Here is an 11887-nt window from a genome sequence, read left to right as displayed (position 1 = left end):
GAAATGGATGGGATAACTGCTGTTAAGGAGATAAAGAAAGCTGATCCAAATGCAAAAGTTATCATGTGCAGTGCTATGGGGCAGCAGGCTATGGTTATCGAAGCAATTCAGGCAGGAGCTCGTGATTTTATTGTAAAACCTTTCCAGCCTGATAGAGTTTTAGAAGCTGTTCGCAAAGCTGTAGGCTGATGAAAAAGTATAGAATTTTTGTGTTTTCTGCGGCTGTATTTTTATTCTGTTGGCTTATACCTGTAGTTTTCGTTTTAGCCGCCGGTGATTCTTCATCAGGCGGCTATTTATCTCAATATCAAAACGCTGATCCGCATCCGACCAGTGCGTCATGGATATCCACCTTTGGTTATTTACTTAGTTTGGTAGTTATATTTGTTTTTGTTGTGGCTTTGGCATATTATGTGTCACATTATCTGGGAGATCGTTTTGGTAAACAGTTTAAAAGTAATGGCAATGGGGCATTATTGATGAGTTTGCCTTTAGGACCTAATAAATCCATTTGTGTTGTGGAGATTGCGGGTCATATTATGATTTTGGGAGTTACTGATCATAATATAACACTTTTGCAGGAAATAAAGGATATGCAGGAAATAGAAAAATTACATTTATCATTTCCGGATGAATCTCTTGAAAAAAATCCATTGGGGATTTTCGGTCAGCAATTAAACTCTCTGGATAAAATATCCAAAAGACTGCCAGAGTTTTTTAAAAACAAATATCATAAATAAAGAAAGGTTTTCACGTTTTGAAAGAATACCTTAAAATATTAATATTATCAGCAATTTTTATACTTATCCCATCTCATTTGCTGGCAGCGCCATTGCCTTCGGCAAATGTCAACATAGGAATAGGCTCATCAAATAATCCTCAGGATTTGGCAGTGACCTTGCAGGTGATGGCACTGCTCACTATTTTATCTATTGCTCCGGCAATTTTGGTCATGACTACAGCTTTTGTGAGAATTGTTGTCGTATTATCATTTTTGCGTAATGCGCTTTCGATCCAAAATGCACCACCGAGTCAGGTGATTATAGGGTTGTCTTTGTTTTTGACTTTTTATATTATGGCTCCGTATTGGGGAGAAGCCAATCAAAATGGACTGCAGCCCTATCTTAATGGAGAAATATCTCAGACAGAGGCTTTAAGCAATGTTGCTGCACCTCTGAGGGAATTTATGTTTAAGCAGACACGTGAGGCAGATATAGCTCTGTTTGTCAATCTGTCTCAGGCGGAACGGCCGGAAACGCAGGAGGATGTTTCAACATTTACTTTGATTCCTGCGTTTATTATCAGTGAACTGAAAACAGCTTTTCAGATAGGGTTTATGATATATATTCCTTTTATAGTTATTGATATGATAGTTGCCAGTACTTTAATGTCTATGGGGATGATGATGCTGCCGCCAACTATGATTTCCCTGCCGTTCAAAGTGTTATTGTTCGTCATGGTAGATGGATGGCATCTTTTGATAAATTCACTTATTGTCAGTTTTAAATAGGAGGCTGAAAAATGTCAGGTGATACAATAATAAATTTGAGCCAAAATGCTTTACTTATGGTTTTGGTGATTTCAGCACCAATGCTTGGTTTGGGACTGGCTATAGGGCTTCTTGTGAGTGTTTTTCAGGCTACAACATCCATTCAGGAACAGACGTTGGCATTTATTCCTAAAATAGTTGCTGTTTTTGTTGCTATACTTATATTCGGTCCTTGGATGCTGACTATGATGGTTGATTATATGTCCCGTATTTTTATTGATCTGCCTCGTTATATAGGCTGACGGTTAGCTGTATTTAGGAAAGGAAAAGCTGTGTTAGGGCGCAGTAGTTCTAATCTTGGATTTATTTGATATGCTGCAGAACCATATAGGTCTTTTTCTATTGGTCCTGACACGAATAAGCGGTATATTTTTAATATCGCCATTTTTAGGCAGTATTAATATTCCCGCAAAAATAAGAGTGGGTACGGCGTTTTTTATAAGTATCGTACTCTTCCCTGTAATTGAAATGCAGGGTCTGCCCGTCCTGCCGCAAAGAGTTGACCAATATGCCGCACTTGTGGTGGCTGAGCTTCTGATAGGCTGGATGATAGGTTTTGTAGGATATGTTCTATTTTCGGCTATAAATGTCGGCGGTCAGTTAATTGATATGCAGGTGGGATTTGCGACAATAAGTGTCATGGATCCGACATCAGGGCAACAGGTACCGTTGGTGGGAAGTTTCCTCTATAATCTGTGTATCCTGATTTTTTTATCGGCCAACGGACATTATATTATTCTATCGGCACTGTCTGAAAGTTTTATGGCAGTACCGGCGATGTCTGCTCAATTTGACGGTAGAATTGTAATGTTTATGATAGATATTATCGGCGGCGTATTTGCCACTGGGTTGAAATTGGCATTACCCGTATTATTTGCTATATTATTGACCAATGTGGGACTCGGAGTTTTGGCAAGAACAATGCCGCAGATGAATATTTTTGTTGTCGGGATACCTGCCCAGATCATTATAGGCATATTTGTAATTGGTATTATGCTGCCATTTTATGCACTCTTTTTGGATGTGATTTTTAATGAATTGTATGGCGATATTACAGCGATGCTGCGAGCCATATCAGGGTAAAAAAAACTATATTTCATTTGATATTCAGCTGTTTGCCGGAGAAAAGACAGAAGATCCGACTTCTAAGCGTATGTCGGATGCGCATAATAAAGGGCAGGTAGCGCGAAGTCAGGATTTATCAGCTTCGATTGTTATTCTGGCGGGTTTTTTTACATTATGGAATTGTGGTACCTATATTTATAGGGAATTAACGCAGTTTATGGCATTGATTTTTACTAATTTAGAGGGACCTCTCAATGCTGAATCAGTTGTTCATCTGTTTATGGAAACAATGGTTGTTTTGGCAAAAACACTGGCGCCAATTATGTTTGCCGTATTACTTGCAGGCCTGGCACTCAATTATTATCAGGTAGGTTTTGTTTTTTCTACGGAACCTTTGACTTTTGATTTAAATCGCTTAAATCCTATTACAGGCATAGGTCGTATTTTTTCCAAACGTTCTTTGGTGGAATTGGCAAAGTCTATAGCTAAAATACTCATAGTAGGGTATTTTGTTTATTTATATATAATAGATCAGGTCATACAAATGCCTAAGCTTATTTTTATGGATCTGCAGATGGCACTTGTAAGCATAGTCGATATTATTTTTAAGTTAGCTTTTGAAATATGTGCTGTATTGCTCATACTGGGAATTATGGATCTCATGTATCAGAAATGGCAGCATAAGCAGGAGCTGAAAATGAGTAAGCAGGACATAAAGGATGAATTCAAGCAGACTGAAGGTGATCCTCAGATAAAGGGCAAGATAAAGCAAAAGCAAAAACAAATGTCTTTGCAGCGTATGATGCATGAAGTGCCAAAAGCAGATGTCATCATTACAAATCCTACACATTTTGCAATTGCTCTTCAATATGAAAAAGGAATGACGGCTCCGGTCATTATTGCAAAAGGACAAGATCTTGTTGCACAGAGAATAAAACAAATTGCGCGTGATGCAGGAATAGCCATAGTAGAAAATAAACCTTTGGCAAGAGCTCTATACCTTTCTGCTGACATCGGAGATGTTGTACCGCAGGAATTATATAAGGCTGTTGCAGAAGTTTTAGCATATGTATACAGACTCAAAAAGAAAAAATTAGCTTAAATATTCGCTAAATCAGATTTTAAGGAGTAAATACGTTATGGCAACACCGGCTACAATGGCAGGAAATTTTATCAATAAATATAGTGATGTTGTTATTGCCTTGGCAATCATCATGATAGTCATAATGATGATTATTCCTTTGCCAACTTTTTTATTGGATTTATTGCTGTGTTTGAATATTACACTGGCATTGACTATTGTAATGGTAACTATTTACAATGTGGAGCCATTAGATTTTTCTGTTTTTCCGTCATTGTTGCTAATAACAACACTTTTTCGTCTTGCATTGAATGTTTCGTCAACACGGTTGATTTTGCTGGATGGATATGCCGGTGAAATAATAACTTCCTTTGGTAATTTTGTGGTCGGCGGCAATCCTATAGTCGGTTTTATTGTTTTTGTTATTTTGATAATAATTCAATTTATTGTTATAACCAAAGGGGCAGAACGTGTAGCTGAAGTTTCTGCCCGTTTTACTTTGGACGCTATGCCCGGCAAGCAAATGGCTATTGATGCGGATTTAAATCAAGGGGCGATAACGGATGCAGAAGCCAGAGCAAGACGTGAAAAGATACAGCATGAAGCGGATTTTTACGGAGCTATGGATGGGGCCAGTAAATTTGTAAAGGGAGATGCTGTAGCTGCTATCATAATAATTATCATTAATATCTTTGGTGGGTTTATAATAGGTATGGTTCAGCGTAATCTTTCTATAGCACAGTCTTTGCAGCAATATACTCTGCTCACTGTGGGTGAAGGTTTGGTTAATCAGATACCGGCACTGATGGTTTCCACGGCCACCGGTATAATCGTGACGAGAGCAGCATCAAATTCCAATCTTGGCAGCGATTTGATCAGTCAGCTGTTTAGAAATCCGCGGATATTTTTCATTGCCTCAGGTGTTTTGATGTTTTTGGCCATTACGCCGGGATTGCCGACTATTCCATTTTTAACGCTGTCTTTACTGGCATTGTTGATAGGCTATAATCTCAATAAATCGCAGAAGGCTTCTTTAGCCACAAACAAGGTTAAGCAGAAGGAAAAAGACAAAGAGGAAATTAAAAAACCGGAAAATGTTATTTCGCTTCTTCAGGTTGATCCTATGGAATTGGAAATAGGATATAGTCTGATACCTCTTGTCGATACAGGGCAAGGCGGTGATCTTTTGGAGCGTATTGTCATGATCAGGCGGCAATGCGCACTGGAACTTGGTTTGGTTGTACCTACCATACGCATACGTGATAATATACAGATAAAACCCAATGCATATATCATAAAATTAAGAGGAATTGAAATAGCAAAGGGAGAATTAATACTTGATCATTATTTAGCAATGAATTCAGGTACTGTTGTGGAGGAAATTGACGGTATTGCAACTACAGAACCTGCTTTTGGGTTACCAGCTATATGGATAACGGAAGCGCAGCGGGAACAAGCAGAACTTAATGGGTATACAGTGGTAGATGCTGTTTCTGTTCTGGCAACACATATAACAGAGGTCATAAAGGCACATGCCGATGAAATACTTGGACGGCAGGAAACGCAAAATCTTATTGACAATATTAAAAAGACAAGCCCGTCGGTCGTTGAAGAAGTTGTTCCTGATTTATTGACTGTTGGTGAAATTCAAAAAGTATTGGCAAATTTGCTTCATGAACGAGTATCTATACGTGATATGGCAACTATTTTGGAAGTTTTGTCTGATTATGCGAAAGTAACCAAGGACCCGGATATACTTACTGAATATGTCCGGCATGCGTTGACAAGACAGATAACGAGTCAATATGTGCAGAACAATGTTCTGCCGTGTGTTTCACTTTCACCCGAATTGGAAAATAAGATTGCAGGGGCGGTACAAAGAACGGAACGCGGATCTTATGTCAGCCTTGATCCAAATACTACAAAAAACCTCATAACGGCATTGAATAAAGTTCTGCAGGACCTTACGAATTTGGGATATCAGCCTATTGTTCTGACAGGCCCTGCTGTACGTATTTATTTTAAAAAATTGGTGGAACGTTCTATTTCTGGTGTTATAGTATTGTCCCAGGCTGAAATAGATTCGAATGTCGAAATACAGATCCTTGGGGTGGTGAAAATATAATTGCAAATAAAAGTATTTAAAGAACGCACTGCGAAGGATGCTATGGATAAAGTCAGAAGTGAGTTGGGACCTGATGCGGTCATTTTACACACGAAGAAATATACGACGGGCGGAATTTTGGGCTATGGCGGGAAAAAAATGGTTGAAGTGACCGCGGCCATTGAGGACGCGCCACAGGCTAAGATCCTGCCGCCGATAAATGCTTCTGGTAAAAAAGAAAGTGTTCCTGCGGGTGCACCTAATATAAAACAGGAATCCTATATTAGACCTATTGTGCCAAGGCAGATATTGGAAAACTATAAGACAGCAAACATTCGTGATGATTTATCAGATAAATTGGATGCACAGGATTTTTTGCCGCAAAATACGGCTGCTGAAAATCTTAATGTTGTAAAGGCGGATGATAAAATATCTGTTCTTTCTCCGACTGAAATAGATCAGCAGAAAAAGATTCAGGAAATGGAACGAGAGCTTGCCAAAATGAAGGTTATTCTGGATAACGTGATGGGCTTGCAAAAAAGTAAAAGTTCAAGTGCGGTAAAAAAGAAGATATCCTTAAAAGAGACATTGCTGGGGCAGGAAGTCAATGAGGCAATTGTTCAGGAAATCATAGGGAATCAAGACGAACAGGAGCTTTTGGCAGATAAAGATGATCCTTACGTACGGGAGTTCTTATTAAAGTATCTGGAAAAATATATGGGGACATCCGCAGGAATAGAAATTGAAAAGGGAAAAATGAAAATTGTTGCTCTCATCGGAGCAACGGGTGTCGGCAAAACCACTACACTGGCAAAAATAGCATCACGCTTCGTGCTCGAGCAGGGGCTGCGTGCGGTTTTAATTACTGCCGATACATATAGAATTTCAGCTGTTGATCAATTGAAAACATATTCTGATATAATAGGATTGCCTTTGGAAATTGTATATACTCCTGTAGAGTTGAAAAATGTTATAAACAGACATAGGGATAAGCAGTTAATTTTGATTGATACAGCCGGTCGGAGCCAGCATAATGATTATCAGCTGATGGAGCTGCATGATTTGTTGAGCGTAAATGACGATATTGAAAAACATCTGGTTTTAAGTGCGACAACAAAGTATAAAGATGTAATAGATATTATAAGAAAATTTTCTTTATGTGCCCCAGACAAAGTTATTTTTACGAAAACCGACGAAACTTCAAGCATAGGAATGATTCTTAATTTGTTGAAGGAATATCCGCTTACTTTATCATATTTTACAAATGGTCAAAGTGTGCCGGACGATATTTTCCCGGCACAGTCAAAAAATTTAGCAGACCTTTTATTGAGGTAGATGTTATGGAAGACCAGGCTGCCAAACTAAGGCAGATGATTGAAAATAGAAATCTTTCGCATGGGAAAGAGGCAGCAAAATTACAGAACAATAAAAAAAATACTTCTGAGTCTTTGCGTATCATCGCTGTTACAAGCGGGAAAGGCGGAGTGGGGAAAACAAATTTTACTGTTAATTTGGCTATAGCTCTTTCCCGTGCAGGAAAAAGTGTACTGATTATTGATGCAGACTTAGGACTGGCAAATGTTGAAGTAATATTGGGACGTTCTTCTAAATATACGATGATGAATCTGTTGAATGATAATATTTCTTTAGAAACGATCATTTTGGAGGGACCCGAGGGGATCAAGTACATTTCAGGAGGTTCAGGTTTTGAACAATTAGCTGACCTATCAATGCATGAGCGTGTCTTGTTAATTAAAAAATTATATGAATGTGAAGCTTTTGCTGATATAATTTTGGTAGATACCGGTGCGGGTGTTGGCAGAAATGTGTTGGATTTTTTGGAGGCTGCTGATGAAATTATTTTACTTACCACTCCGGAACCGACGGCACTTACAGATGCATATGCTGTTGTGAAGGCTTGCCGGGTGAGCTGTGATAATTTAAATATCAAGCTTGTCGTTAATCGAATATATGATGAGAATGAGGGCATTGAAGTCAGCTCGAAGCTTATAACGACAACAAGAAAATTTTTGGGAGTTTCTATAGAGTCTCTTGGCGTGATTTATGATGATCGCAATATGGTGAATGCAATCAAGAGGCAGAATCCGCTTCTATTATCGTATCCTGATACAATAGCAGCAAAATGTATCACAGTCATAGCTCAATCAATTCTGCAGGGATGCAATCTAAAAGTTAAACGAGGCTGGCGTGATTTTTTGCAGCGTTTGATTTTTTCAAGATAATTTTATGGAGGAAATAGGTGATGAAACGGATTGATGTTTTTGAAACAAAAAAGGTTTTAAAAATCGGTCAACGTGTAGAAATCAGCAAAATAGGTGATGTCGATGATGAGCAAAGTGAAGTATATACCAGCAGAGTGGAAGATATAAAAAATGACGATGTTTTTCTTGCATTGCCAATGGATTCAATGCTGCGGCCTGTTATACCTGGGGCAGGGCAGATAATAGAAGGACGTATCATAGAACAAAATCATATATATTCGTTTACGGCCCGATATGGTCATATGGATAAAAAAATTATTCCTGTATGGAAATTAACGATGAATGCTACTGTTGTAAAAAGTCAGAATCGGGAATTTGTACGGATACCTGCGGTAGTGGCTTTGAAGATCTCAGTTGCTGCTAAAGATGGCAGTTTGGGGGTACCTTTTCGTACAGACAGTGTGGATATGAGCGGGAACGGCGTATCCTTTTTATCTGCTGAACCATTTCCGCTTGGTACAATATTGACTGTTGAAACTACGCCGATTCCTTCAGTGGGCAGGATACATACTTTTGTAGAAGTAAAACGTTGTGCATTTTTAAAAAATGGAGAAAAATATTTGATTGGCGGTCGGTTTACTGATTTGTCTAAAGCAATTCAGAACAGATTAGTGAAGTATTTGTTTAGTAAGCAAAGAGAGCTGATCAATAAGGGGATTATTTCAAAATAAGGAGGGGATATCGTTGATTCGTGTTTTAATAGCAGATGATTCCAGTTTTATGAGAAAAATCCTGTCAGATTTATTTGTTTTAGATAATCGTTTTGAAGTGGCAGGAACAGCAATTAATGGAAAAGACGCGATAGAAAAGGTTTTGAAATTGAAACCGGATGTTCTTACTCTTGACGTAAATATGCCGCTTATGGATGGTTTGCAGGCACTGGAAGTGATTATGAAGGAATGTCCACTGCCTGTTGTAATGATAAGCAGCCTTACAAGGTCAGGAGCTGAAGAAACAATAAAAGCATTGGAACTGGGAGCAGTGGATTTTATAAATAAAACAGGAGGCAGTATTTCACGGATAGATACTATCAGTGATGAAATAACCGGCAAGTGTTATGCAGCTGCCAGGGCTAATTTGCAATCCGTCATAAGATATACTGAACACAACAAGGTTGGACGATCGCTGCCTGAGTCATTTTTTTCGGCTGGCAGTTTAGGCAAATTAATCGCAATTGGAACTTCAACAGGAGGACCAAAGGCTCTTCAGCAGGTAATAACCAGACTGCCAGCTGATCTGCCGTGCGGGGTGGTGATAGTTCAGCATATGCCGCCTGGTTTTACAAAATCACTGGCAGAGAGATTAAACCAGCTTTCTGCGGTATCTGTCAAAGAGGCAGAAGATGGTGAACGCATAAAACCTGCGCATGTTTACATAGCACCGGGGAATTATCATATGCGTGTGCGTTACGATACAGCGGGCGGTATAATCTCTCTTAATCAGGATCCCCCTATTGGAAATCACAGACCATCGGTGAACGCGCTATTTGAATCTGTTGTTCCATTTGGCAGAAAGCTTGTGTCTGTCATACTTACAGGAATGGGCAATGATGGAATGCATGGAATGGAAAACATAAAAAAAGTTAATGGATATATAATTGCTGAAGATAAATCTACTTCAGTAGTGTATGGCATGCCGAAAGCTGTAATTGATCTTGGGATAGCTGATGAGGTGCTGCCTATAGACAAGATAGCTGATGCGATAGTTAATGCTGTAAAAAGAAAATAATATAGTTTTGGGGGAATAAAAATGGATACTAATCAGTATATGGAGATGTTTTTAGAAGAATCAAAAGATCATCTGCAGTCATTAAATGAGCGTCTCCTGGATCTCGAAAGGGACCCCGCAGATTCGAGCGCAATAAACGAAATTTTCAGAAGCGCACATACTTTGAAAGGTATGTCTGCGACAATGGGGTTCACTGCTATAGCTGAGCTTACTCATGATATGGAAAATGTCCTTGACTTAATCAGAAATGATAAACTAAAAGCAGATGAAGATATTGTTGATGTTTTGTTCAAATGCATTGATGCATTGCAGCAGATGGTAGATAATGTCAGTGACGGCGATCCGGAAAATTCTGTAGAAGTCAAAGATTTAGTAGACCGGTTGAATGCTATAGCTACAGGAAATCAACAGCCGGCGGCACCTAAGGCAGCAGAGTCTGCCGGCAAAAAAGCTGATAATGAAACAATAGTTCCCCCAACAGACATTGAACTTTCTGATATAGATTTAGATTTGATAAATAGTGCTAAGGACTCAGGATTGCGCGCTATGCAGGTAAAAGTCATTTTGGCGGATACATGTGTATTAAAGACAGTGCGTTCTTATATGGTAATGTCTGCTTTGGATGAGATCGGTGATGTTATAAAATCCATCCCGCCAACAGAAGATCTTGAACAGGAAAAATTTGATCTTGAATTTGAGCTTATTTTGCTGACAGGGGAAGAAGAACAAAAAGTAGAATCTATTCTTATGAATATTTCTGAAATAAAAAAAGTGATTATAAAATTGATAAACGTACCTGCTCCTGTTAAAAAGAATATAAGTGTTGAAAAGAAGGCTTCAGTTCCGGCTGCAGTGAAAAAAAATGCACCTGCAGTAAAAAAACAGGCAATTCAGCATCATGACAATATGAAAAGCGGGCAGTCGGTCCGTGTTGGGATAGAGAGATTGGATTCGTTGATGAATTTGGTTGGGGAACTTGTCATTAATAAAACGAGACTTGAGCAGATCGGCAATACTCACCGTATAGCAGAACTGGTTGAAACGGTAGAGCAGATGGACCGTGTGACAGGTGATTTGCAGTCAATCGTCATGAAGGTAAGAATGGTAACAGTCGGTCAGGTTTTTAATAGATTTCCCAGAGTTGTCCGCGATTTGGCCAAGGAACTTAATAAGGAAGTCAATCTTACAATCGAAGGTGAAGATACAGAGCTGGATAGAACGGTAATTGATGAAATAGGGGATCCGTTGGTTCATCTTATTCGCAATTCAATGGATCATGGTATTGAGCATCCTGATGACCGTGAAGCAAAAGGCAAATCACGTGTCGGCAAGGTAGGGCTTATCGCTCGTCATGAAGGTAATAATGTCATTATCATGGTCACTGACGATGGTGCGGGGATAGATGCCAATATTATTCGTAATAAGGCTATCGAAAAAGGTGTCATTACCCAGGAAGACGGCGACAACATGACAGATGCTGAAGCTGTGCGGCTTATTTTCCTGCCGGGATTTTCTACTTCTGACGTAATAACTGATGTATCCGGGCGCGGTGTGGGTATGGATGTCGTTCGTACCACCATTGAGGCTTTAGGTGGAGTTATAGATGTGGAAACGAAAAAGAATGAAGGCAGTATATTCAAGATCAAACTGCCTTTGACCTTGGCTATCATCCAAGCGCTGCTGGTTGATGTTCAGGAAGAGATTTATGCTATTCCGCTAGCCGCCATTGATAGCACGATAAATATAACGCCTGAAGATATAAAGACTATCCAAAATAAAGAAACGATTGTCATCCGCGGTGAAATAATTCCTATAGTCCGTCTGGACCGTGCCCTTAATGTCGTTAGTGCGGAAGACAAAGAAGATGAAGAAATTTATGTAGTAGTAGTTCATGTCGGCGATAAAAAATGCGGTATCATGGTAGATAAACTTATCGGTCAGCAGGAAATAGTTATTAAGACATTGGGTAAGCTTTTGTCGGGTATTAAAGTTATTTCCGGAGCTACTGTTTTAGGAAACGGGCAGATAGCGCTGATTTTGGATGTCGCTATTTTGATGCAATAATTTAGGAGGAATAT

General features: G+C 39.1%; 12 protein-coding genes. All 12 read left to right on the top strand.

The window, feature by feature from the left end:
- A partial coding sequence (locus tag I6758_RS00995) for a response regulator (protein ID WP_196603356.1) occupies window positions 1-189 on the top strand: 189 nt, incomplete at its 5' end.
- The gene (gene fliO, locus I6758_RS00990; protein WP_196603355.1) at window positions 189-740 is read left to right on the top strand and encodes a flagellar biosynthetic protein FliO; all 552 of its coding nucleotides are present in this window, start codon (window positions 189-191) and stop codon (window positions 738-740) included. The genes I6758_RS00995 and fliO, both read left to right, overlap by 1 nt.
- 17 nt (window positions 741-757) lie before the next feature.
- Window positions 758-1510 carry a flagellar type III secretion system pore protein FliP gene (fliP, locus tag I6758_RS00985; protein ID WP_196603354.1) on the top strand — a complete coding sequence of 251 codons (753 nt, stop codon included), beginning with the start codon at window positions 758-760 and terminating at the stop codon, window positions 1508-1510.
- Between the two features lie 11 nt (window positions 1511-1521).
- Window positions 1522-1791, top strand: coding sequence for a flagellar biosynthesis protein FliQ (fliQ, locus tag I6758_RS00980; RefSeq protein ID WP_196603353.1), 270 nt, complete (start codon window positions 1522-1524; stop codon window positions 1789-1791).
- Between the two features lie 55 nt (window positions 1792-1846).
- Window positions 1847-2632, top strand: a complete 786-nt coding sequence (gene fliR, locus I6758_RS00975; protein WP_196603352.1) for a flagellar biosynthetic protein FliR — start codon at window positions 1847-1849, stop codon at window positions 2630-2632.
- Window positions 2592-3716, top strand: a complete 1125-nt coding sequence (flhB, locus tag I6758_RS00970; protein ID WP_196603360.1) for a flagellar biosynthesis protein FlhB — start codon at window positions 2592-2594, stop codon at window positions 3714-3716. The genes fliR and flhB overlap by 41 nt, the downstream gene beginning before the upstream one ends.
- 37 nt (window positions 3717-3753) lie before the next feature.
- A complete protein-coding gene (gene flhA, locus I6758_RS00965) occupies window positions 3754-5820 on the top strand; it encodes a flagellar biosynthesis protein FlhA (RefSeq protein WP_196603351.1) in 2067 nt (688 codons plus the stop codon).
- Entirely contained in the window at window positions 5821-7134 is a 1314-nt protein-coding gene (flhF, locus tag I6758_RS00960) for a flagellar biosynthesis protein FlhF (protein WP_196603350.1), read from the top strand.
- A 5-nt stretch (window positions 7135-7139) separates the two neighbouring features.
- Complete coding sequence (locus I6758_RS00955) at window positions 7140-8042, top strand: MinD/ParA family protein (protein ID WP_196603349.1); 903 nt, start codon at window positions 7140-7142, stop codon at window positions 8040-8042.
- A gap of 20 nt (window positions 8043-8062) precedes the next feature.
- Window positions 8063-8752 carry a flagellar brake protein gene (locus tag I6758_RS00950; protein WP_196603348.1) on the top strand — a complete coding sequence of 230 codons (690 nt, stop codon included), beginning with the start codon at window positions 8063-8065 and terminating at the stop codon, window positions 8750-8752.
- Between the two features lie 13 nt (window positions 8753-8765).
- Entirely contained in the window at window positions 8766-9809 is a 1044-nt protein-coding gene (locus I6758_RS00945) for a protein-glutamate methylesterase/protein-glutamine glutaminase (protein ID WP_196603347.1), read from the top strand.
- Between the two features lie 21 nt (window positions 9810-9830).
- A complete protein-coding gene (locus I6758_RS00940; RefSeq protein ID WP_196603346.1) occupies window positions 9831-11873 on the top strand; it encodes a chemotaxis protein CheA in 2043 nt (680 codons plus the stop codon).
- Window positions 11874-11887: the final 14 nt, after the last annotated feature.

It is taken from the genome of Pectinatus haikarae, assembly GCF_015732185.1.
In the GTDB taxonomy this organism is placed as follows: domain Bacteria; phylum Bacillota; class Negativicutes; order Selenomonadales; family Selenomonadaceae; genus Pectinatus; species Pectinatus haikarae.
The sequence above is the reverse complement of the archived record's forward strand: the minus strand, read 5'-3'. Positions and strand labels throughout refer to the sequence as shown.